Below are 23,230 nucleotides of genomic sequence, written 5' to 3' on the forward strand. Positions count from 1 at the left end.
AAGCCGTTGGTTATCTGTACCCTTTCTTGTCATGTTCCTTTTTGATAAGTTCTGCCAATCCATTAAGAAACCCGGTCAGTTTGCCCGGCTTTCGTCTTATCACGTCCTCATGTTTTTGGTAACAGTCGCCTATCCTGATGTTGAACAGCCATTCAAAGGCTTTCGCCAAGTCCACCAAGTAGGCGGGCTTGCCGTTCTGATACACGATGTCTTTGGAGAGGAACAGACCGCTTACCATTTCCATGATGTTGATAAGGGTTGTCTTGTCAGCAAGATAGAGAGGGGAAAGGGCTTGTTTGTTGGTGCGTTGCTGCAACTGTTCCGGGTACTTGATGCGCCATTCGATAAGACGAATTTCTGTGTTCAAAAGTCCTATCGCTTCATCAATTAGATGCAGATAGGGCATTTTTTTCTTGCTCAAACCGTACACGATACGATTTAAGACGGTGCAAGCCAAAGGAAAAATAACGTAGTAAAACGTTGTAATCCTGTTCATTGATGCTAAAATTGGCTACATGAATAGCCAACTCTTCAATAGCTTCTGTAAACTCCGATACAGAAACTTTACGTTGTGAATATTCCGACAATAAGCGGAAAAATCGCTGTTCTAAAATTAGATTCATGTATGTATTCATATAGAAAAACAAGCCTTAGCGAGAGTTAGGAAAAGGCTTATTTCAATTCATAATATTGTAATCCGCAAGTTGTTATGTTTTGGGTATTTAGAAAAATAGTTTATAGCAAAGTAATCCCGATAAAAATAGCACTAAAAGGCATATTGTAAGAAATATATATATCCTAAACAGATATATTTGGTCTGATTGCTCCTTTTCTATGGTTTTTTTACGAATTTCTTCTATCTTTTCAATGGAAACATTGGATAAATCAGCATTTTTACCTTTGCCTACAAGGTATTTGTGATGTTCTTTCATCCTGTCTCTATTCAACTTGCGAAGCTCACGGTTCTCTTTGTCCCGTTGTAGCATATCATTTATACAACCTAATGTTCCCATTTTCCAGTTAATATTTAATGTCCAAACCTTGATGTATCAATTTCTTTTTGTAATTCCCTAAAGATACGTTCCAAATCATATCCATGCGAATTGGAAATTTGGAAACATCCGCTTTCTATGGGGCTATTAACCTGAGGAGCAGTTATCACCGTGTCATTGAAAACAAAAGCGATGTACTTTCCTACACTCTTTGTTGTGGCTTCTCTCCATATAGGCAATTTATCTTGGAGGAAGACACCGGTAATGACCGAGTGTCCAAAAGCATCAGTTTCCAAACGTAAAGTATCGAAATCCTTAACAGTAAGGAAAGGTGTTTGTGAAAGGCTGTCTGTAGTCTGTGATGTTACGTAGTACCAGCCGTTTATCCGGTGAAAGGATTTTGTCCGCATACAAGCTGCCATTAGTAGGCAGACAAAGAGAATTGTTGAAATCTTCATATCCGCTATTTTTAGGTTAATACATCTTCTCCAACGTCCACACCATTTTATTGGGATTATAGGCTTCCATTACGAGGTGTGTTCCTGTGTATTCCAGCACCGTCCATGGACCTGCTATGTTGTCGAACGTGATGATTTTTCCATTTACTTGGTAAGTAAAATCTGTGTTCCACATATATCCGTCTGATTCGTTCGTTCTTGTATAAATGCCTTCTGATTCGTTGGAAAACTGAAGAATGGATTGTTTTGTGTAGTCTATCTCATCTTCGATATTGTACACGGTCATTTGCGCTTGCCAAGTAGTTTGTTTCAGGGCTTCGGGGGTGAAGACAGAAGTAGGGGCATCGTCGTTACTACAATTTGTCAGACATAAAATGGCGCAAATAATGAATGTGGAAAGCACCATACATAAAGTAATTTTCTTTTTCATCTTATTTCTATTTTAAGTGATTGACAATAATTATATATTTCTCTCCATAGGGATACTAACAATACCTTTATTAAGCTCTTTTTCACCCACTTTTTTGAAGCCTAAAGATGTATAAAAAGTTTCTGCATAGGTTGAAGAATTAACTGTTATATAAGTAAAATTACAATTGTTCATCATATAATCAAATAATGATTTTCCTATTCCTTGCCGATGATAGTGTGACAAGACAAAGAAAAGGGATATATGTTGCCTTTCCCGATGTACACCGATTATTCCTATCAATAAATGATTGTCAAAAGCGCCATATATGTCAAGCGTATTCATCATCGATGTGTCATACACGAAACTTTTAAAGGTTTCAATACCTTCTTGGGTGAAATCATTCCTGCCACATTCCATACATACTTGATAGGACAAATCAGCAGCATTGTTATATTCTTCTTGTGTTAATTTGCATATCATAATATTCATATTCTAAAATCAGATTTTAGCAATTCATAATAATGGCAATCTAAAAATTTTCCATTTTTGAAATAGGCATTACAATGTATGCCACATTTACGAAAGCCTATTTTCTCTAATACTCTCATTGATGATATATTATCAGCATAAACATTTGCATAAATACGTATCACATCTGTATGGGAAAAATAGCCACTAATAGCAAGTACTAATATTTGAGTCATAATCCCTTTACCCCAATAAGGTTCGGCAAGCCAATACCCTAATTCAGCATTGTAGCGTTCCACGTCAATGCCACGAGCGAAACTTATATTACCAGCTGCTTCCTGATTTACTTCGACACAATAATTATTTTGTTCGTTTTGATTTGAAACGAACTGGATGAACTGTTGCGCATCGTTTTCAGAATAAGGATATGGTAGGCTATCACGACAATTATCCCATATCTTTTTATTATTAAGATATTTAGCTAAAGCAGGGAAGTCTTCTTTAGCCCAATTTCTTATTTTATATTTATCTATATCCATTTCTTTATCCAATTCATTTACCATTATAAATTTGCTGCATGAAATATATTGTGACTATGGAAAACATCATGCGAAAAGTAATTTTCTTCTTCATGTTGTTGCTGTTTTAAGTGATTGAACATTGATTTCTTAAAGTGGCAAAGAACGGAAGAATAAAGAAAAAAGGTCTTGACAATTGTCAAGACCCCGGTATAATGGATGTTAAAAGATTGGCTATTTCTCCAGTTTGCGGCGTATGCGACTAACTGTTTCAGGAGTAACCCCTAAGAAAGAAGCTATACTTTTCAAGGGTACAGTATCTTTAAGGTCAGGACAACGTTTCATTAGTCTTTGATATCGTATTTCAGGTGTACAATACGAATCGAGCAATCGTTCATACACCATTTCATATAGATTTTCAGCTACATATCTTCCTAATCGTTGAGTTTCCATATTCGTTTCCCAACATTCTATAATATCATGGCGTGATATTTCATAAACAGAACAGTCTGTTAACGCTTGAATACTCACAGCCGACAGACTACTTTTCATAAAAGAAGAATAGTCACATACAAATTCATCGGTAAAAGCATATCCTACAATGTGTTCTTCTCCTTCTTCGTCAATATGCGTATATTGAAATGTGCCATGTTGTACCCATCCAGCAAAACGTTCCACCTCATTTTGCCGGATAAAGAAATCTTTCTTATGGTAAGTACGCAATATCCCTTTTCTCGCAAATAAATCTTTTAAAAGGGAATAGTCCAAATTGTTGAGGTATGAGTTAAATTCTTTCATTATTGTAAGCTATTTGTTCAGTTTACGGCGTATGCGACTGATTGTTTCCGGTGTGACATGTAAGAAAGAAGCCACTTCTTTCAACGTAATAAACTCTTGAATGTCGGGACATCTATTCAATAAATCAAGATAAAGTTCTTCCGTAGTTTTACAATACATATCCAATAATCTATGATACATTAACGAGTAGGATTGTTCGACAAGGGTGCACTTTATTTGTACAGTCTCGGCATTTGTGGCAAAAAAATCCTCTAACTTTGAATACGGTAGATAGTAAATCTTTGAATCACAAACAGCCTCAATGGTGACTAATGACGGCTGGTTGGGATTTATAAGTGTGCACAAACTCCCTGTAAATTCATTTGAAAAGGTATATCCTACTATATGTATATTTCCTCTTTCATCCACATGAGTATACTTCAATAAGCCGTTTTCAATATAAGCCCCCCGGCGGTTCATTTTACCCTGAACAGAAAATTGTTCTCCCTTTTTGAGTTCAATATAAGTACCATGTTCTTCAAAAAAATGTTTTAATAATTCCAACCGAGAATGCTTGCTGAATTGTACATTGAAGTTCTCCATATACTTGATATTTTCAGGAAATGATATTTTTACTAATCTCATGCTTTAGACAAAACTACAAATTTATTACAGTTTTACAAAGACATTATTGGCATTTAAAGGTATATAACTATTTTTGTAGCAGAGTATTGAACAGTAGAAACATAAGGCAAATAAAAGAATTTCGCTCGTTTCTATATCGTTACCCATTATTCTATACACTTCATATAAATATCTGTTATTCAATAGATAATATTCTTGTTTTCGTTTTACGAAAACGAGAATGTAGCATTTGAAAATATATAAATGCTAAAAAAACTTCTTGGAGATTTGATAATTCCAAATAAATATCTACCTTTGCACGCAGAAATCGAACCTAAGACACAAAATTGTGTTGAACGGTGCAAAGTTGTGAAAACCTTATTCAAGGGACTAACATCGTAATAAAGATATAACTTATTGAGAGATAGTGTCATATAAACCGATTTTCGGTTGCTGGTGGCACCACTTTTAAAAGACTTCTAATTTGGTAAATCCCTGAAAATTAAACATTTCAGGGATTTTCTTTTTCTCCTAATCCGCATATTTTTGGCAAAATAACGCACTTCCGTAGTGCTAAATCGTGGACAATTTTAGTCTCGAAAAAAATGTCCACGAATTGTACCGTAAGTCGTTGATTGTCTTATCGTTTGATTCTTGCTATTCTGCACGATTCAGTAACTTTAAACATTAATTTTTAGAGTATGAAACGACAGACTTTCAACGTGCTGTTCTTCATCCGCAAAACAAGAACAGTAAAATCAGGTGAAACACCTATCATGTTGCGGATAACTATTCAAGGTCAATTAGCTGAAATGCAGCTAAAAAGAACCGTTAAGCCTGAACTTTGGTCACAAGCCAAAGAACGATGTACAGGTAAGGATTCTAAATCAGTAGAAGTAAACCGTTATTTGGAATCGATAAAATTACGCTTGTATGAGATTCATCGGACTTTGGAAGATGAAAACAAACTTATTAATCCGATGGAGATTAAAAGACGTTTTCTCGGACTGGATGAAAAGCATAAGATGTTCTTTGAAGTATTCCAAGAACATAACGACAAATGCAGGGAACTGATCGGCAAGGATTACGCAAAGGTCACTGTCTCCCGTTTTGATACATGCTTGAAGTATTTTAAAGAAATGCTTCTAAAACAGTACCATCTAAAGGATATTCCGATGAAAGAAATAAATAATGCCATCATTCAAGATTATATTCATTTCTTGAAATCAAAAAAGAATCTGCAAGAGAATACCGTTATCCGCTACATGAAAGTAGTCAAGAAGATTACTAACATGGCTCTTGCAAACGACTGGATAGATAAGAATCCGTTTATGAATATCCATTTTCATGAGCAGGAAGTACACAAGGAGTTTCTAACCAAAGAAGAATTAGAGATTTTGCGAACTAAAGTTTTCAATGTACCACGTCTGGAATTGGTACGTGATATTTTCTTATTTCAGTGCTGGACTGGGTTAGCGTTCATAGATGTATCGGAATTGAAGCCTGAACATTTAGTAACAGATAATGAAGGTAACATCTGGATAAGAAAGGCTCGCCAAAAGACAAAAATCATGTGTAACATTCCACTCTTGGATATTCCGTTAGCTATATTGGATAAATACAAAGGCTATCCGATTTGCGAAAAGAAAGGTACATTATTACCCGTTCCATGCAATTAAAAGGCAAACAGTTATTTGAAGGAAATAGCTGATTTCTGCGGAATTAAGAAGAACCTGACCACTCATACAGGGCGTCATACTTTTTCGACTGTCGTTACGCTAGCTAACAATGTTTCATTGGAAAATGTATCTAAGATGCTCGGTCATACCAATACGAAAATGACACAACGGTACGCAAAAGTATTAGATCAGAGTATTCTCCGAGATATGCAGAACGTACGGGAGAACTTCTCTACTAAAACCACCTAAAGATGAAAACGGCTACCCAATCCATTCAGACGGTAGCCGTTTATCTATCTTCATTATATTAAAAGCTAAAGAGAATAATCTTCTATATTATAGGCAGAACGAAACCTATCTTCCAAAACCTTCTTTATATCCGATTCACGAAACAGCACTTTGCCCGGAAGTTGAATAAAAGGGAAAATACCATCATCCCGATAATACTGTAAAGTCCTACGGCTGATTTTGAGAATAGAACAAAGTTCTTCGCTTGTCAGATACCGTTCACCCTCAAACATGGGCTTATTATTCTTCAATGCATATTCTATATAAGGCAAAGCCCTATCTAACGATTGCAATAATTCTTGGCTATCCTCATTCGTGTACAAATCCACAAGCAATTATTCTTTAATGGTTACTTTTATTCTACCTGAATCCAATAATTTTTGTACTTCGGCAACCTTATAATATACTTTCTTGCCAACTGTCGAAAAAGAAAGTTTGCCACTCTCCCGTAGAGACTGTAATGTTCTCAAAGAAATATTTAAGGAAGCTGCCAATGTCTTGCCCTCTATCCATTCTTTCTCAATACACATATCAGAAGAAGATAAAAAAGTATTATCTGCTAATGATATAATCTGTTTCAGCTTCTTTCTAAAAGAATCGAAGGAAACTCTTTCTATTGCTACTATATCCATATATAAATTACTTTTCAAAATTCATTTTCTCAATCCTTTTCTTTTAAAGTAAGTTTTTCAGAACTCAATATGAAGCATTGACAAAGATAAGTTCTGTATTTAGCCTGTTCAAGTCCAAGCCTTCGGTTTAGAAGAAAATCTTCCTCTCACTATGTTCGAGCGTATTTTCATCTAAAGACTTGCACAGACTAAATACTTCACTGGAAAAGTCAATGATTCAAATTAAATTCCGAAAAACAATGTTTTTGAGAGTGGTAGGTTATTCTTTCCAACTTTCAAAGTCGTGTTTTTGGAGTAGCTTATCAATATCACTTTGGCGGTAGATGATTTTACCTTTTATCTGGATAAAGGGTATTAATCCTGTATCTCGCCATTCTTGTAGGGTTCGCAAACTGACATTCAGCTTCTTGGAAACTTCATGGTTAGAAAGAAAACGTTCTCCGTTCAAGTGGGGCTTGTAGTGCTTTACTATAATTTCAATGCCGTTCAGCATTGAATCGAGCAAAGAAATAAATTCTTTGACTTGTGGTGTATCTTTATTTATTAGTTCCATGATTGAAAGATTGTTTTATTGAAATATTGATTTCAAGATTTCCAGATGGCTAATCAGTTATATGATTAGCAGTCTGATTAATTAGTTACGCAGATAGTCACCTAGTGATGAAATGCTAAGTACATCTTTTGCCGGATCATAATCTATATAGAGCCGTTTGGATGCAGTGACAATAAAATACTGGCTACCATCTTTTTGTATCTCATACGTAGCAGGAGAAGCCTGTTTGGTGGTTTCCGATACATATATAATAGAAAGAAGATAATCTTTGTCGTTCCGGTAGATAATAACCGTAGGATTCAGATTAATGCTTTCCCATGTGCCGACAATAGAAAACAAATTGAAGGACGGATAATCTTCTTTAGTTCTTTTCATAAGGCATGGTTTGTTTGGGTGATTGATTCAGTGTTTCACTGTCCGCAATAATTCTTTCAATATCAGCAAATTTATAATAAATCTTACTGCCTATTTGAGAATAAGACAATCTTCCGTTACTCCGGTAATACTGTAACGTTCGTTTGCTAAAGCCCAACAACAGGCACACTTCCTGACTATCCAGCCAATTTTCTACTTTCTGTGTATGAGTGCTGCACAAACTTTCTATCCGTTTGGCAAACTCCATGAACCGTTCGCAGACATACGAAAATGTTCTTCCTTCGATGGTTACTACTTCCATACTTCTAATTTTTAATGGTTTATAAAACACGTTGATTCTATTTTCATCGGCAAATGAAAGAAGAATCAAGAGCCGTTTTAAAAACTGTCTATGGATGGCATAGTAAGTTCAGCATTGGCTTGATAGTAAAAAACTTTCTACCACTGCAAATTTACCAAGCAGATTATTTGTATGTTTCCGATAAGTAACATATATTTGTTCCCAAATAGTAACAATATATAAAATGGCAGGAAAAAGCACAACAGGCGAAAGAGATCGGGAAGCTACTGAAAAACGGTTGCTGGATACTATCGGTAAAATGATTGCCGAAGATGGCTTCGAGAAAATCGGCATTAACGCTATAGCTACCCAATCAAGTGTTTCAAAGATATTGATATACCGCTATTTTGGTTCGGTAGAGGGACTTATGGCTGCTTACATACGGCAACATGATTTTTGGCTCAATTTCCCACTTGAATATCCCAGCCGTAAAGAACTACCTGCATTCGTGAAAGGTATGTTTCAAGGACAGATTGAGCAATTAAGGAATAATCCTACTTTAAAAAGGCTTTATCGCTGGGAACTATCTTGCAATAATGATATGATCGTAAAGCTAAGAGAGCAGCGGGAAAAAGTTGGAATAGACCTTATTAAAAAAGTGAGTGAACTAACAGGACATCCGCAAAAGGAGATAGCGGTAATGGCTTCCCTCTTGACTGCATCTATTACTTATCTGGTGATGCTGGAAGATTTCTGTCCGGTATATAACGGCATCCCCCTAAATGAAAACTCCGGTTGGGAACAAATAAACGAAGGAATTGAGGTCTTTATCAATAAGATATTTCAAAATGAATACTGATTTCATACAAATAGCCAGCTATGCTTCTAAGGCTCCTTCGGGACATAACACGCAACCTTGGAAATTTCACATTGCTGATAATACAATTACGGTTATTCCAAACTTCGAGGTTGCATTACCTGTCGTTGATGGAAATAACCGGGAGTTATTCATTAGTTTAGGTTGTGCAGTCGAAAACCTATGTATTGCGGCTAACCATTTCGGCTATACAACTCAAATAGTTGAATATAGCATCAAAGGAATCATTCTTGAATTAACAAAGAATGACCTCATGGTTGAAAATCCTCTATTCCATCAAATAGAAAAACGGCAAACAAACCGTAGTGTCTATAATGGTAATAAAGTATCGAATGAAATGCTGCAACAGCTTCAATCCATTCAAAAAGAAGATGCTGTTCAATTCTACTTTGCCGAAATAGGTACACCATTTGCCGACACAATTATCAAGTACATACTGAAAGGGAATGAAATTCAGATGAATGATGCTGCTTTTAAAAATGAATTACTTTCGTGGATGAGATTTAATAAGAAACAGGTTACAGAGACACAAAACGGATTAAGTTATCTCGTTTTCGGAAACCCGCCATTGCCCGGAATATTTGCACGCCCCATAGTTCGCTTATTCCTAAAATCCAATATGCAAAATAAATCGGATAGGAAGAAAATCGGTTCTTCCTCACATTTCGTTATATATACCACGCAGAATAATACCATTGAAGAATGGCTTAATTTAGGGAGAAGCCTTCAACGCTTTTTATTAAAAACTAGTGAAATAGGAATTTCTTACGCTTTCCTGAACCAACCATGTGAAGTTACCACATTGTCGATTGCTCTACGAAAAGAGTTACCTATTAATAAGGAATATCCTACCTTGATATTGAGAATAGGTTATGCCAATCCAGTGCCCTATTCTCCTCGTAAGAATATTGAAACATTATTAAGATAATCTTTTTTTGCTTGCAATGTTCCCGATAAGTAACAAATGATATAATAACAATTTAATAAAACTAACATGAAGAAAATGGGATTGACATTCATTTATTTATGGCTCATTAGCCTTTGTTCCTGCCAAAAGGAACTAATTGAGTATGAGAAAGGAGATGTAAAAATCTGCATAGAGCAGGGTGAACAATGGCTGCATGATTTTCCTTTGTTTTTGGGTATTAATAAAAAGAATCCACCGCAAATTGCTATTTGGTTGGAAGATACACAAGGAAATTATCTTTCAACGGTTTATGTAACTCATAAAATCGCCACTCAATCTTGGCAAGCATCGGGAGGAAACCGACGAAAAGAAGCTCTACCTCATTGGTGTTATTCACGTGGAGTTAAATACGATGATGGACTTTATTTGCCAACAAAGAAAGAGCCATTAATAGATGGCATATCAGGAGCGACCCCACACGAAAGCTTTGATATTAAACTAAATCCGGCAACAGCATTAAAGAAGTTCGTAGTAAAAATAGAAATAAATCATTCCACTGATTTCAATGAAGCCTTCCCTAAATCAGCCAAAGATGGAGAAGCCAACTATTCAGGAGGTAAAGAAGGAAGCGGACAACCTGCAATCGTATACGCTGCCAATGTAGATTTATCGAAAAGTGAAAAATCATTTGAAGCAAATCTGATGGGGCATAGCAGCCCTGACGGTAGTTCCGGAGAAGTCAATAAAGATACATCGGGGCTGACAACTGCTTTACATATTGTGAAACGTATAACTGTAATTATTCAATGAAAAAGATTATTCTACTTATTATAGTTTGTTGCGCTACTGCTATTGCAACAGCGCAACAAACAGAACGCTTCACTTTTGCTACAAGTGTAGGAACAGGGATTGACATGAACGAGCCGGCAACCACTCCGTTTACGTGGCAAGCTCTTGGCTATTATGCTATCAACAAACGGCTATCGGTCGGTATCGGGACAGGATTATCTATTTATGAGAAAACTCTGATTCCGCTATTTGCCGATGCAAAATTGTTAATCATAAAGCCTAGAAAATTCACTCCTTATATAGAATGTGGCGTTGGATATAGTTTTGCACCGGATAAAAATGCTAATGGAGGTTTTTATTTGAATCCGTCTGTTGGGGTAGAATATTCAATTTGTAAAAGTAAGAAGTTATTCTTGACTTTAGGATATGAATCCCAGAAACTTGAACGGCTGAAAACGCAAAAACAATCATTGTTTACAGCTGAGTTTGCAGAGAAGTTAAGCCATCATGCTATTTCAATAAAGATTGGATTCATGTTTTAAAGACATAAAGAAATCATTCAGCAACATGTAACAGACTTTGGTCTGATTATTAATACTCATTAATTATTAAACACTCATGCCTATGAATGATTTATCAAAAACGAGGATTATCATCTTATTGACTGATTCCTCACAAAAAGTAACTGACACAGAAATGCAAGACGCTTATGACGAATTTATCAGGTGCATAGCAACAATTGGCAGTTCAAAAGATAACTCCAATATCTTTCGGATGCTGAATCTCACTCGTATTGAGATAGCACCCTTAAAAGAGCTATATCAGTACGGGCAGGGGGAAAAATGCGCTTAAAAATTCTTATCTGCACAAAGTGCTGGCTATTATCAATGTAGAATTGGAACTATTAAGTCTAAAAATTAAGCATCCTGAATCATTTGATTCTCCCACCTCACCAACATTCGAATCAGATCTATATGTAATCCCTAAGTCAAAGGACTTGGGGATTATTGGTATTGCTGAAATAGTAATAGGATTATCCTTTTTAGGCGAAGTAGTCGGAAAAGACGGAAAGCCCGTCCCATTAGTTCGTTTAGCTCACGGTTTTGAAGTCCTTTTCAATTTAAGATTTGGAAGTATATACGATAAACTGGATGCTATTTTTATGCGTAAACCATTCAATCTGACCAAAACATTAGATGCCTTAAAGAATGCAATTAACAAAGAAGCCCGTAAACGAGCTAACAAACATTAGACAAAATGTTTTTATATTCCACTCATTTATAACTATTTGAATTTTATTTTCAGGGGAGTAGGTAACTACTCCTCTTTTTCTGATTCTCCATTCTACCGATTTTTGCATCATCAATCGATTGACATTCATGATGTATCACTAAAAAATGAAGCAAAATGTATATAGACAACGAAAACTTTGAGAAATGGATGGAGAGGCTATCCAAGAAACTTACTGAAATAGGGAAAGACTTAAAATCCCTAATCAATACTGATAAAGTATTAGATGATAATGAAAAGATACTCGATAATCAGGATTTAGCCTTTCTTCTGAAAGTATCTTTCCGAACTCTTCAACGTTATAGGGTAAGCGGTCAACTACCTTTCTTCACCATCGGAAAGAAAACTTATTATCGTGCTGGTGATATTCGGTCTTTCGTTCGTGAACGTGCCGATTTCCAAACCTACAAACAGTTTGAAAAAGCCAATCAATTAGAGAATCAGCCTTGAAAGCAAAAGGTAGCAAGAGAAAGAAGTCTGTGTTTAGGCTATTTCTCTGTGCTACCACCCCGATTTAGCAGAAACTGCTTCACCTATCGGTTCAGCCCGTTTCGCTAAATCGAGCAAGAGGGAACTGGACTTTGTCCTGTTCTCCCTCTTGCCCTGCGGGGCAAAGCCTTCGGCTTTAATGGGTTACATTCGTAACCGTTTATAACAGTGATTATAAGTCGAAAATGTATTTCGCTTATAATCAACTAAATGAATCTCACATTCCTTATAAAAAAGTTATAATCATGGATAAGACTAATAATATATCCACCCTTACCACCATTGGGATAGACCGACAGACGGGAAAGTTAATAGATAAGCTTTGCAAACGCTATTCGCTGAAAAAAGGTGAAATAGTTCGTTTGGCATTTGTCTATATTGATAAAGCGTGTATCAACCCATCGGAAGCACCGAAATCCGTAAAATCGGAACTGGCGAAAATAAATAAACGGCAGGACGATATAATCCGCTTCATCCGTCATTACGAGGAAGAACAACTAAATCCCATGATACGAACCGCCAATTCTATTGCTGTTCGATTTGATACTATCGGCAAGACGTTAGAAACGCTTATTCTTTCGTGGTTAGAATCTAATCAGGGGAAACAAACAGCCGTACTGCAAAAGGTAAGTGAACAGTTCGGCAAGCACGCCGATGTAATCAACCAACAGGGAAAGCAACTTAACGCACTATATCAGATACACCAACGGGATTATAAGAAGTTATTTCAACTGTTACAACTCTATTCGGAGTTATCAGCTTGTGGTGTAATGGATAGTAAACGGAAAGAGAACCTAAAGGCAGAAATTATTAATCTGATAAACACATAGAGCCATGCACATAGATTTTGCCCCACCATCCGCAGGAACATATAACAATGCAGGGAGTAGCCGACAATTAGCTTCGTACATGGAGCATGAAGATATGGAACGGATGCAGCAGGGTATCTATACCGACGGCTTTTTCAACCTGACGGAGGAGAATATCTATAAATCAAAAGTTATAAAAGATATAGATACCAATATCGGGCAACTCTTGAAAACGGATGCCAAGTTTTTCGCTATCCATGTCAGCCCATCGGAAAAGGAGCTCCGGGCAATGGGTAGAACAGAACAAGAGAAAGCCGAAGCCATGAAACGGTATATCAGGGAAGTATTTATTCCTGAATACGCCAAGAATTTCAATAAAGGGCTATCCGAAACGGATATAAAGTTTTACGGTAAAATCCATTTTGACCGCAACCGTTCCGATAACGAACTGAATATGCACTGTCATTTGATTGTGAGTCGTAAAGACCAAACTAACAAAAAGAAGCTATCACCGCTTACCAATCACAAAAACACCAAGAACGGAGTAATAAAAGGAGGCTTCGACCGTGTGAATCTCTTTCAACAAGCAGAACAGGGCTTTGATAAACTGTTTGGCTACAACCGCCAACAATCCGAATCGTTTGACTACCACAACACAATGAAGAATGGCTCTATTTCCGAACAGCTCGAATTACAGAATCAAATTTTTACTGGCGAAAAGAAAAAAGACATAATACAAGCCAGTGAAAAAGAAAATAATATTTCTTGTAACCTTGACAACAAGGAAGAAAATAGGCATTCTAACAATCAGCAGTACGATAGTAGGGGTGATGCTCTCTTGTCTATTTTCTCTTTGAGAGATAGCAATAATCACAAGGCAACTTTATTAGAGGAATTGCAGGCACAGAAACGTCAGAAGAAAAAGAAGAAAGTACATAAGTTGTAATTCCTTTTTTCTAAGTAACATATCGGGGAGCAAGAAAATGCATAGGGGTAAGTATTTCATTTTACGGAAAATGTGTGAAATAAGACATTCTTTGGAAATAATCTTCCTATAAACTAAATGCTTTTATTCTTTGTGTTGGAAATTATAAAATCATTCCCTATCTTTGCTAAAGCAATAGCAGTTTCAATGCCAATAATATATGTGGTTCTTATTGAGGCTACATTTTTGAGAGAAACGCACATGACATTTGAAGAAGTATTAGATATCAATAATATAAGGTTACTATATGAATCAAAAATATCAGTAAAACCTACAAAGGGAGTTGATGGAATATCTCCTTCAACTTTTCGTAGTGATACTGAGTTTGCCATAATACGACGAAAATGCTTAAATGATTCCTATAATTTTTCTTTTTACCTTGAAAAATTAGTATCAAAAGGTGCTAAAAAGGTTCCTCGTGTTCTTTCAGTTGCAACAGTAAGAGATCGGCTAACATTAATCGTATTGAAGGAGTATCTAAATGATATTTATGCTGATTATGTTAACAGGAAACTTCCTAATAATCGAGTAGAAGAAATATTTTGCTATATGCAGAAAAATCCTAAATATCAGTTTTTAAAAACTGATATCAAAGGGTTCTATGAAAATATAGATCATACAATACTTTTAGAAATTTTAAAAACTAAAATAAAGGATAAACGAGTTATATCTTTGATTGAAAAGGCTATTAAAACTCCTACTTTTAGTTCATCTTTTCCAAAAAAGGAAAGAGAAAATGCAATTAATCATAAAGGTATACCTCAAGGATTAGCTATATCGAATATACTGGCAGAAATATATTTATCAGACATGGATGAATACATGAATAAAGTAGTTCCTTTTTATTCACGATATGTTGATGATATAATGATTATATTGCCAAGAAAGGCAAATGAAATGAGGACTGCATTAAGAAAAATATTATCAAAAAAGCATTTGCTATTAAACAAGGACAAAACCCAATGTGGTAAAGTGAAAAATGGAGTTCTGTTTTTGGGATATTGGATAACCCCTAATATTATATCAGTTCCAGAAAATAAAATAGCACTTTTGCTAACTCGTATTGCAGGAATATTTACAGAATATCAAAAATTATATAATGAGTCAGATTTACGTCCAATTTGCTTCAGAAACGATAACGAGGGCTTAAAAGAATATTTTATTGAAACTTTAAATAAAAAAATTACAGGAGCCAAAAGCCTTTCTAAGCGTTATGGATGGATTGTATATTATTCTCGTATAACTGACTATTCTATATTATATCGTATTGATAAAATAATAGAAAAATACTGTCGTCGCTCTACTTTTCTTGGAGAAGATGTTCCTTGTAATTTAAAATCAATACATCGTGCATTTTTTGAAATTAGATATAATTATAATAACAGTAATTACATCTACGATTATGATGCTGTTGATTCGGTATTGAAAAAGAAAAAAGAACTTGAAAAGAAAAATTTGATTAATATTAGCAAGACCTATACTGATGAACAAATCATTAATTTATATGAGAAAATGAAACAGAAAGAATTGAGCTCATATGAAAAAGATATTGATTTCATGAATGGTTCTGTCAGTGGATAAATGTTTTTAAAATGGGAAATAAAATATTCTTAGAAAAGTTATCAGATAAAATCTGGACAACAAAGAAAGCTAGATTTGCAGCAGCAAAGAGAATGGAAAGATATTATTATTTTTCCAACGTTAGCATGGCATTAACCTCTGTTTCTATAGTTGGTGTTAATTTACTTCCTTTTTTAGATGAATACTCTAATAAATCTAATCTTATTACTATTCTAACAATCATTTTTTCTGTTTATGTATTGGTAATATCTTTATTATCAACTCAGGCTCGATTTGATAAAAAAGCTGAAAACTATCATGCATGCGGTTGTGAGTTGACAGAATATAATGATATGCTACAATTATATATCGAAGAAAATAGAACTCTTAATATTGAAGAAAAAAAAGAGTTTATAAGGAAATACAATTTAATAATTAAGCAATATAACTTAAATCATTCTTCTATAGATTATTATAGGGGACTCATAGAAGGTGGTGAAAAAGTAGAAAAATTTACATTAGTAAAGAATTATCTTCAATGGTATTTTTTTAATTGGGGAACTGTTTTTGTTTTAATATCTATACTAATACCAATAATATCAATTTGTGTAATAATATAAACGGGGTCACTTATGCATCTTGAAAAAGATGGATTTATCTTTGCGGATAGATATAACTAATCTTTTACCTAATAAGGTTTGAAGGCTTTTATTAAAGCATTAATTCGATAATTAATTCAAAGTGACTCCGTTTTCTTTTACTCTAATGTAGATTAAAACAATAATTATTGTAGCAAGCGATTGGATAATAGTATGCATAGTGCTATTGATTAAAAGATTGCGAAAGTATGCAGGTAATCATAGAGTATATTTGAAAATATAAAACATTGAATATCAGCGAGTGACTCTTGTTTGAGAATCCTATACGATAAAATACTATAAATTGTAAATGCTTAATCCGATAAACTATTTTTGTTTTTATTAAATTAAGCATACCTTTGTGATTAGTTATTGAAATGATACAATCTTAAGAATTTTAAAGTAGATAGTACTTTGTAAAACCATTACCCTTTTCAAAATCATTTTTTATCACTAACTATTTTTAGTGATATAATTTATAAACAATAGTAGTAGCATAATAATAAAGTAAAGATAAAAAGTATTCTATTTGGAAAAGTAAATAGAAAATTCTTATCTTTGCTCTTAGTATTTACCATGAGCAAACTACCGCAAAAGCACGTAGCAAATTAGTGGGATAATTCATGGGATATGCTTGAATCTAAAAATATAAAGTTCTAAATATCAACGTGGCAACTCCTTTAGGAGAATCCCAAGTAATATATAAAAAATGAGATATTTGAAAATAGAATCGTTCTTATAGCGATGCAAAACGATAAAACATAATCGTGTGCTAAATCATGTGGATTTCCAAATAGAAGAAACTATAAACAGGTGATAATCAACAGAGAGAAAATAAAAGTTCTCTTGCTGGTGGCACCACTGAAAATCAAAGGGTTACTCATATGAGTAACCCTTCTTTATTTTTACCTCTCTGCGATATAAACTCCACTAATAATGGCTAAAGCGCCAATACCAGAAGCTATCGTAATAGTTTCTGATAGAAAAATCGCAGAAGTTATCAAGGTGACCAGAGGGACAATGTAAATATAATTGGCTGTTTTTGATGCTCCGAGGGCTCTGACTGCCGTATTCCACATGATATAACAAAGCATTGAGGCGATGACACCCAGAAATAATATATTTAAATATACGACTGGCAGTTTCAATAACTCTAGTTTGATATTTAAAGGGTAGATCGCAAAATAGAAGAAAAGAGAAAGTATCCCATAAAAAAATACTTTTCGTGTAATAAACAAGGTGGGATAAGAACGACTCAAACGCTTTAGGATAAGACAGTAAAAAGCCCACATCGTAGCGGCAACTAAAGTGAGAAAATCACCAAGTGGATTTACTTTTAAAAGAACACTGCCGTTGAAAACAACTAATCCGACTCCAAATAAGGCAACTAAAGATCCATATAACAGTCCTTTCCTAAGAGATTCTTTATAAAATAGGTGAGACAATACCGTTGTAATGATCGGTGCTGTACAAATCAATAATGAAACGTTGGAAGCCAATGTGATGCCCAGTGCCGTATTCTCCGCTATGAAGTATAGGGAACCACCACATAATCCAGACAAGAACAATAAGAATTCATCTTTTACGCAATTAGCCCACAACCGTCGATGCGCTATAGTCAAAATACAAAAATACGCAAGCACGAAACGGTATAACAATATCTCAACCGGTGATAATCCTGTATTAATCAGTATTTTTGTGGAGACAAACGTTGTTCCCCATATAATGACTGTCAATATGGCGATACTATGATACAGAAGATCTTTACTTTTAAACATAATTGTGTTAGAATTAGATTTTTATTTGCTGCAAAGTTATTTAAAGAAGATTGTTTTCCTATACGTCAAGCTTAAATACGATAATTTTCCTATTTTTGTCCTGTTTTGCATTCTATAATTCTAATTCGGGGATATTAAATCAAATAAAACAGGAAAAAAAACTATGGCACTACTTGATGAGACAGATATTGAAATTCTTCATTCTTTGCAAAAGGACGCGAAGATCAATACAAAAGAGCTTTCTGAGAAACTTCATATCTCCAAGACTCCTATTTACGAACGAATCAAACGTTTAGAAAACGAAGGATATATAAAAGGATATGTGGCATTGGTCGACAATAAAAAAATAGGATTACCCTTGATCATTTTCTGTAATGTATCTTTAGCTGTACACGATGATGAGCATATCGAACGCTTCAAAGAAGAAATACGGAATATCGATGAAATAATGGAATGTTACTCGACGGGAGGTATTTATGATTTCTTTGTCAAAGTGGTTCTTAAGGATTTAGATGCCTATAATCAATTTGTGTTCGAGAAATTAACCAAGGTTCATGGCATCGTGAAGATGCAAAGCTCTTTTGTGCTTAATGAAATCAAGCATACTACAGTTTTGAATATACCCAAAAATAGTTGATTGAAGCTTAATGTCGCAGTATTATATAAAATGTCTCTTTTTTACTATAGAATTGATTAGGGGTTATTTACCTTTGCCCCGATAAATTAAATTCTATAAGATGCAGTCATTTAAAATAATAAAGCCTATTCATATATTAACTCCTTATGTGAGATATTATTGGATACTGGAAGATGGCGCGGATGTTTCTGTATCTGAACGGACTTTACCAACGGGCTGCATACAATTAGTATTTCATAGGGGTAAAAGGCTTTTATTAGTAGGAAAAAAAGAATCGCAGCCTCAAGCGTTCATCTGTGGGCAATGCCTCAACTTTTCAGATGTGATGTCAGCCGGAAAGATTGAAATGATCACGGTTGTTTTTCAGCCGTACGCGGCAAGAGCCATCCTTCAACTTCCCCTTAAGTTCTTTTATGGAGAACTTATAGCGGTGGATGCTATAGAAGATTTGGAATTATCAATATTATCCAGAAAAGTGATAGAGGCTGATGATCATAAAACTTGCATCCGCTTGATCGAGCAGTTTTTGATTCACCGTCTTTATAGGTTTGAAGGCTATGAATATAACTTAAAGCGAATATCCGCAGTCCTCCATCAAATAAATGAACAAGCGAAAACTAATATTTCTGAGTTATCTGAAACCGCATGCCTAAGTTCTAAACAGTTCAACCGCATTTTCTTAGATTATGTAGGAGCTACGCCCAAAGAGTTTCTTCGTATCGTTAGGATGCAACGGGCTTTATTTAAGGTACAACAGAATCCATCCATTTCATTCGCTCAATTAGCTTATGAATGTGGGTTTTCAGATCAGTCACATATGATAAAAGAGTTTAAGCTGTTTTCCGGCTATACACCCACGGAGTATCTTTCCTTATGCGCTCCTTATTCTGATTATTTCTCGGAGTGATCAAGATGTCCTTTTTCTTCTATCCTATAGATACGATACGCTCTACTTTTGTGATGTCTTCGCGAGGACATTAACAGTAACTATAAAAAGAAAACAAAATGAACAATTTAATTGCTTTTTTCGAGATTCCAACTGTAGACTTTTATCGAGCGATCAATTTCTATGAAACTATTTTGGGGTTAAAACTATCGGTTTTCGAGTGTGAGACAGAGAAGATGGCTTGTTTTATCGAGCAAGGAGAAGTGGTTGGGGCTTTGTTCTATGCTCCTAGTTATCAACCTTCGCCGGATGGTATCTTAATCCATTTTAATAGCCAAGATATCGAGGACACTTTATCTAAAGTATTGGATAAAGGGGGTAAAATTATTATACCCAAGACAAAGATTGAAGCGGAAAATAAAGGATACTTCGCCGTTTTAGAAGATAGCGAAGGAAATCATGTCGGTATCTACGAAAAATAAGTATCTTCGGCCAAGATATCCCTACAATATATAATATGAAAGAAAATAAGTATGATGATGAACGCTTTTTCGGTCAATACAGTCAGATGTCTCGCTCTGTACAAGGGCTGAGAGGAGCAGGAGAATGGCATGAGCTAAAGAAGATGTTGCCTGATTTTAACGGAAAGCGTGTATTGGATTTAGGGTGTGGTTTTGGCTGGCATTGTCGATATGCCATAGAGCGAGGGGCGACCTTCGCTTTAGGCATTGACCTTTCCGGGAAGATGTTAGACAAGGCACGGGAGATAAATCCCTCCCCGTTGATCGAATATAAAAGAATAGCAATCGAGGATTTTGATTTTGCTCCAAATTCTTTTGACATCGTGATCAGCTCCTTGACATTCCATTATCTCGAGTCGTTCGATAAGGTTTGTACAGAGGTATATAAATGTTTAACGCAAGAGGGTGTCTTTGTCTTCTCTGTGGAACATCCCGTTTTTACTGCTTATGGCAATCAAGATTGGATTTACGATTCGGAGGGGAAACCTGCGCATTGGCCGGTGGATCATTATTTTCAAGAGGGAGTCCGGCATGCTCGTTTTTTGGGAGAGGATGTAACCAAATATCATAAGACACTTACGACTTACGTGAACGGATTGATCAAGGCGGGTTTCTGTATCACCCATCTGGTGGAGCCTCAACCGGACGAATCGATGCTGGATACGGTTCCCGAGATGCGAGACGAACTTCGCCGTCCAATGATGTTGCTTATCGCCGCTCGAAAGAATTAAAAAAAAGCGTATCTTTGTGGCTGAAAAGATGTCTTTTCCGTGTGCTTGCTAAACCACGTATTAAAAACAAGAAAGATATGAAACAACAAGATGCCGCTTTGGTATGCTTCTCGGGTGGACAAGATTCCACAACTTGCCTTTTCTGGGCGAAGAAGCATTTTTCACGTGTAGAGGCCGTATGCTTCACATACGGACAGAAACATTCCTTGGAAATAGAGGTCGCTCGAAAGATCGCTGCGGATGCGGACGTACCTTTTCAGTTATTGGACGTATCGCTTATCAGCCAGTTAGATCCCAATTGCTCGCTTACGAATGCGAGCATAGAGATGGATCAAGAGAAGCCGGAGGATAGCTATCCGAATACGTTTGTGCCCGGCCGTAATATGGTATTCCTTACTTTCGCCGCTATCTTAGCCCGTGGTAAGGGGATTTATCATTTGGTAACGGGTGTCTCCGAGGCTGATTATAGTGGTTATCCGGATTGCCGGGATACGTTCGTGCGTTCTCTTAACGTAACATTAAATCTGGCGATGGATGAGCAATTCGTAATTCATACCCCGCTTATGGACCGGGATAAGAGCGAAGTCTGGGAATTGTCGGACGAGCTGGGCGTCTTTGATCTAGTACGTACACAGACGCTGACTTGCTATAACGGTGTTATGGCTGAGGGATGTGGGCATTGCCCCGCTTGCAAACTTCGCAAGGACGGATTGGAGAAATACCTGAAAAGGAAAGAAGAGAATCAAAAGTAAATGAAAGAAATGGACGAGAGAAAACAAGAAGGAGAGTTGCACTTATTAGGTGGCTCTACCGTATATAAACAGGATTACGCTCCGGAGGTATTGGAGGCATTTACGAACAAGCATCAAGGAAATGATTATTGGGTACGGTTTAATTGCCCGGAATTCACCAGTCTCTGCCCGATTACCGGACAACCGGATTTCGCTACGATTCATATCGATTATATCCCCGACGTGAAAATGGTAGAGAGCAAGAGCTTGAAGCTTTACTTATTCAGCTTCCGCAACCATGGGGCGTTTCATGAGGATTGCGTGAATATTATCATGAAGGACTTGATAAAATTAATGGATCCGAAATATATCGAAGTTACTGGTATATTCACACCGAGAGGCGGTATAAGTATTTATCCGTATTGCAATTACGGTCGTCCGAACACCAAGTTTGAGCAGTTGGCCGAGAAAAGATTATTTGATCATAATCAATAAGATTTCTGACAAATCGTTATCAGTCTCGGCAAAAAACGGTATATTTGCAGCAAGAAATGTTAACTAACTAATAAATCATTTTAGACCATGAACAAAAGATTGCTTACAGTTGCGGCTTTCGCTTTAGCGGGTTGCGTTACCGTTGTCGCTCAAGACAAGAAAAAAGAGTTCAAGATGCCTACAGGTTATGCCGGTATCACGCATGAGATGTCCGAGTTTTACGAACCGGTTCCTCCCGTTGTCACTCCGGGTACAGACTTAAAAGGTGGAGGTTTCACGGCTCCTTCCGACGCTATCGTTTTGTTTGACGGCAAGGATCTTTCCGCTTGGGAGAGCGTAAAAGGCGGTGCGGCCGAATGGGATGTACATGATGGCGTTTTTACCGTAAACAAGAAGAAAGGTGATATCCAGACCAAACAGAAATTCAACGATTTCCAGATGCACATCGAGTGGCAGGTCCCGACGAATATCACTGGAGAGAGCCAGTCGAGAGGTAACAGCGGTATTTTCCTGCAAGGGATGTATGAGGTTCAAGTGTTAGACTGCTACAATAACCCGACTTACGTGAACGGCCAGACGGGTAGTATCTACAAACAATCCATTCCTTTGGCCAACGCCATGCGTAAACCGGGCGAATGGAACGTGTACGATATCATTTATACCGCCCCCACTTTCAAGGAAGATGGTTCTTATCGCACGCATCCAACCGTAACGGTTATCCAGAACGGCGTGGTTTTGCAGAACCATACGACGATATTGGGTACGACAGAGTGGATCGGTTTCCCACAAGTGAAGAAACATGGCGCAGGCCCTATCATCCTACAGAGCCATGGCGATCCTAGCGAGCCGATCAGCTTCCGTAATATCTGGATTCGTGAGCTATAAGAGAAACGTGTTGATTGTAATAAGAAGGGATGGACTTGATATTAAGCTCATCCCTTTTTCGTTAAATAACAGGCTGGTTTTATATGAGAGAAACATTTTTTTCTATAGCACGAAATGTCTTATGCTGATATAGGTAGACACATTCAATAACAATAAAATGTGTAAT

General features: G+C 36.2%; 33 protein-coding genes and 1 pseudogene. 19 read left to right on the forward strand and 15 right to left on the reverse strand.

Translation table 11 applies throughout. The features are described 5' to 3' along the window. Positions 1-10: 10 nt before the first annotated feature. The 9 genes from DWY79_RS21250 to DWY79_RS21290 form a co-directional block, all read right to left on the reverse strand. Entirely contained in the window at positions 11-430 is a 420-nt protein-coding gene (locus DWY79_RS21250) for an RteC domain-containing protein (protein ID WP_182425197.1), read from the reverse strand. Then, a complete protein-coding gene (locus tag DWY79_RS21255; protein WP_182425196.1) occupies positions 384-623 on the reverse strand; it encodes a hypothetical protein in 240 nt (79 codons plus the stop codon). Before DWY79_RS21255 ends, DWY79_RS21250 begins: the two co-directional genes overlap by 47 nt. Before the next feature lie 99 nt (positions 624-722). Next, complete coding sequence (locus DWY79_RS21260) at positions 723-1,013, reverse strand: hypothetical protein (protein ID WP_118399731.1); 291 nt, start codon at positions 1,011-1,013, stop codon at positions 723-725. 14 nt (positions 1,014-1,027) lie between these two features. Continuing rightward, the gene (locus DWY79_RS21265; RefSeq protein WP_118399732.1) at positions 1,028-1,450 is read right to left on the reverse strand and encodes a hypothetical protein; all 423 of its coding nucleotides are present in this window, start codon (positions 1,448-1,450) and stop codon (positions 1,028-1,030) included. A gap of 16 nt (positions 1,451-1,466) precedes the next feature. Continuing rightward, positions 1,467-1,880 carry a hypothetical protein gene (locus tag DWY79_RS21270; RefSeq protein WP_118399733.1) on the reverse strand — a complete coding sequence of 138 codons (414 nt, stop codon included), beginning with the start codon at positions 1,878-1,880 and terminating at the stop codon, positions 1,467-1,469. Positions 1,881-1,910: 30 nt separating this feature from the next. After that, positions 1,911-2,342 (reverse strand): GNAT family N-acetyltransferase, encoded by a 432-nt coding sequence (locus DWY79_RS21275; protein WP_118399736.1) that lies wholly within the window; start codon positions 2,340-2,342, stop codon positions 1,911-1,913. A 5-nt stretch (positions 2,343-2,347) separates the two neighbouring features. Beyond that, complete coding sequence (locus DWY79_RS21280; RefSeq protein ID WP_182425198.1) at positions 2,348-2,869, reverse strand: GNAT family N-acetyltransferase; 522 nt, start codon at positions 2,867-2,869, stop codon at positions 2,348-2,350. A gap of 213 nt (positions 2,870-3,082) precedes the next feature. Next, positions 3,083-3,646, reverse strand: a complete 564-nt coding sequence (locus DWY79_RS21285; RefSeq protein WP_118399735.1) for a Crp/Fnr family transcriptional regulator — start codon at positions 3,644-3,646, stop codon at positions 3,083-3,085. A gap of 9 nt (positions 3,647-3,655) precedes the next feature. Next, a complete protein-coding gene (locus DWY79_RS21290) occupies positions 3,656-4,228 on the reverse strand; it encodes a Crp/Fnr family transcriptional regulator (RefSeq protein WP_118399737.1) in 573 nt (190 codons plus the stop codon). A gap of 722 nt (positions 4,229-4,950) precedes the next feature. On the opposite strand from DWY79_RS21290, the pseudogene DWY79_RS21295 reads away from it, so the two are divergent. Beyond that, positions 4,951-6,177 (forward strand): annotated as a pseudogene (locus DWY79_RS21295) (site-specific integrase). Positions 6,178-6,242: 65 nt separating this feature from the next. On the opposite strand, the gene DWY79_RS21300 reads toward DWY79_RS21295, so the two are convergent. From DWY79_RS21300 to DWY79_RS21325, 5 genes are all read right to left on the reverse strand, one after another. Further along, entirely contained in the window at positions 6,243-6,545 is a 303-nt protein-coding gene (locus tag DWY79_RS21300) for a helix-turn-helix domain-containing protein (protein WP_122370391.1), read from the reverse strand. A 6-nt stretch (positions 6,546-6,551) separates the two neighbouring features. Beyond that, positions 6,552-6,848, reverse strand: coding sequence for a helix-turn-helix domain-containing protein (locus DWY79_RS21305; protein ID WP_122370362.1), 297 nt, complete (start codon positions 6,846-6,848; stop codon positions 6,552-6,554). A gap of 259 nt (positions 6,849-7,107) precedes the next feature. After that, entirely contained in the window at positions 7,108-7,401 is a 294-nt protein-coding gene (locus tag DWY79_RS21315; RefSeq protein ID WP_122370364.1) for a helix-turn-helix domain-containing protein, read from the reverse strand. Between the two features lie 81 nt (positions 7,402-7,482). After that, positions 7,483-7,776, reverse strand: a complete 294-nt coding sequence (locus tag DWY79_RS21320; RefSeq protein ID WP_122370366.1) for a DUF3876 domain-containing protein — start codon at positions 7,774-7,776, stop codon at positions 7,483-7,485. Further along, positions 7,763-8,077, reverse strand: a complete 315-nt coding sequence (locus DWY79_RS21325; protein ID WP_122370369.1) for a helix-turn-helix domain-containing protein — start codon at positions 8,075-8,077, stop codon at positions 7,763-7,765. Before DWY79_RS21325 ends, DWY79_RS21320 begins: the two co-directional genes overlap by 14 nt. 223 nt (positions 8,078-8,300) lie before the next feature. Between DWY79_RS21325 and DWY79_RS21330 the strand changes: the two genes are divergently transcribed. From DWY79_RS21330 to DWY79_RS21380, 11 genes are all read left to right on the forward strand, one after another. After that, the gene (locus DWY79_RS21330; protein ID WP_122370371.1) at positions 8,301-8,915 is read left to right on the forward strand and encodes a TetR/AcrR family transcriptional regulator; all 615 of its coding nucleotides are present in this window, start codon (positions 8,301-8,303) and stop codon (positions 8,913-8,915) included. Then, complete coding sequence (locus DWY79_RS21335) at positions 8,905-9,861, forward strand: nitroreductase (protein WP_122370373.1); 957 nt, start codon at positions 8,905-8,907, stop codon at positions 9,859-9,861. Before DWY79_RS21330 ends, DWY79_RS21335 begins: the two co-directional genes overlap by 11 nt. Before the next feature lie 66 nt (positions 9,862-9,927). Continuing rightward, a complete protein-coding gene (locus DWY79_RS21340; RefSeq protein ID WP_122370375.1) occupies positions 9,928-10,650 on the forward strand; it encodes a hypothetical protein in 723 nt (240 codons plus the stop codon). Beyond that, a complete protein-coding gene (locus DWY79_RS21345; protein ID WP_122370377.1) occupies positions 10,647-11,171 on the forward strand; it encodes a hypothetical protein in 525 nt (174 codons plus the stop codon). Before DWY79_RS21340 ends, DWY79_RS21345 begins: the two co-directional genes overlap by 4 nt. An 82-nt stretch (positions 11,172-11,253) precedes the next feature. Then, the gene (locus DWY79_RS21350; protein ID WP_118034153.1) at positions 11,254-11,481 is read left to right on the forward strand and encodes a hypothetical protein; all 228 of its coding nucleotides are present in this window, start codon (positions 11,254-11,256) and stop codon (positions 11,479-11,481) included. Between the two features lie 19 nt (positions 11,482-11,500). Further along, entirely contained in the window at positions 11,501-11,881 is a 381-nt protein-coding gene (locus DWY79_RS21355) for a hypothetical protein (RefSeq protein ID WP_118034145.1), read from the forward strand. 155 nt (positions 11,882-12,036) lie between these two features. After that, on the forward strand, positions 12,037-12,369 hold the full coding sequence (locus DWY79_RS21360; protein WP_118034144.1) for a helix-turn-helix domain-containing protein: 333 nt from the start codon (positions 12,037-12,039) through the stop codon (positions 12,367-12,369). Positions 12,370-12,653: 284 nt separating this feature from the next. After that, positions 12,654-13,238, forward strand: coding sequence for a BfmA/BtgA family mobilization protein (locus tag DWY79_RS21365; protein ID WP_122370379.1), 585 nt, complete (start codon positions 12,654-12,656; stop codon positions 13,236-13,238). Positions 13,239-13,242: 4 nt separating this feature from the next. Then, positions 13,243-14,163 carry a DUF5712 family protein gene (locus DWY79_RS21370; RefSeq protein ID WP_122370381.1) on the forward strand — a complete coding sequence of 307 codons (921 nt, stop codon included), beginning with the start codon at positions 13,243-13,245 and terminating at the stop codon, positions 14,161-14,163. Positions 14,164-14,280: 117 nt separating this feature from the next. Next, positions 14,281-15,783 (forward strand): reverse transcriptase/maturase family protein, encoded by a 1,503-nt coding sequence (locus DWY79_RS21375; RefSeq protein ID WP_122370383.1) that lies wholly within the window; start codon positions 14,281-14,283, stop codon positions 15,781-15,783. Between the two features lie 11 nt (positions 15,784-15,794). After that, entirely contained in the window at positions 15,795-16,382 is a 588-nt protein-coding gene (locus DWY79_RS21380; protein ID WP_122370385.1) for an SLATT domain-containing protein, read from the forward strand. A gap of 923 nt (positions 16,383-17,305) precedes the next feature. On the opposite strand, the gene DWY79_RS21385 is transcribed toward DWY79_RS21380, so the two are convergent. Then, positions 17,306-18,178 (reverse strand): DMT family transporter, encoded by an 873-nt coding sequence (locus DWY79_RS21385; protein WP_005858422.1) that lies wholly within the window; start codon positions 18,176-18,178, stop codon positions 17,306-17,308. 163 nt (positions 18,179-18,341) lie between these two features. Between DWY79_RS21385 and DWY79_RS21390 the strand changes: the two genes are divergently transcribed. From DWY79_RS21390 to DWY79_RS21420, 7 genes are all read left to right on the forward strand, one after another. After that, a complete protein-coding gene (locus tag DWY79_RS21390) occupies positions 18,342-18,815 on the forward strand; it encodes an Lrp/AsnC family transcriptional regulator (RefSeq protein ID WP_009276097.1) in 474 nt (157 codons plus the stop codon). Between the two features lie 100 nt (positions 18,816-18,915). Then, positions 18,916-19,722 (forward strand): helix-turn-helix domain-containing protein, encoded by an 807-nt coding sequence (locus tag DWY79_RS21395; protein WP_122370387.1) that lies wholly within the window; start codon positions 18,916-18,918, stop codon positions 19,720-19,722. Between the two features lie 98 nt (positions 19,723-19,820). Beyond that, complete coding sequence (locus DWY79_RS21400; RefSeq protein WP_005858428.1) at positions 19,821-20,183, forward strand: VOC family protein; 363 nt, start codon at positions 19,821-19,823, stop codon at positions 20,181-20,183. 35 nt (positions 20,184-20,218) lie between these two features. Further along, a complete protein-coding gene (locus DWY79_RS21405) occupies positions 20,219-20,953 on the forward strand; it encodes a bifunctional 2-polyprenyl-6-hydroxyphenol methylase/3-demethylubiquinol 3-O-methyltransferase UbiG (RefSeq protein WP_122370389.1) in 735 nt (244 codons plus the stop codon). Between the two features lie 77 nt (positions 20,954-21,030). Then, positions 21,031-21,705, forward strand: coding sequence for a 7-cyano-7-deazaguanine synthase QueC (gene queC, locus DWY79_RS21410; protein ID WP_005858432.1), 675 nt, complete (start codon positions 21,031-21,033; stop codon positions 21,703-21,705). A 9-nt stretch (positions 21,706-21,714) separates the two neighbouring features. After that, a complete protein-coding gene (gene queF / locus DWY79_RS21415; RefSeq protein WP_005868655.1) occupies positions 21,715-22,179 on the forward strand; it encodes a preQ(1) synthase in 465 nt (154 codons plus the stop codon). 87 nt (positions 22,180-22,266) lie between these two features. Further along, entirely contained in the window at positions 22,267-23,064 is a 798-nt protein-coding gene (locus DWY79_RS21420; protein ID WP_008772537.1) for a DUF1080 domain-containing protein, read from the forward strand. Positions 23,065-23,230 lie beyond the last annotated feature (166 nt).

This window comes from Parabacteroides sp. AF27-14, from assembly GCF_003635425.1.
GTDB lineage: Bacteria > Bacteroidota > Bacteroidia > Bacteroidales > Tannerellaceae > Parabacteroides > Parabacteroides distasonis.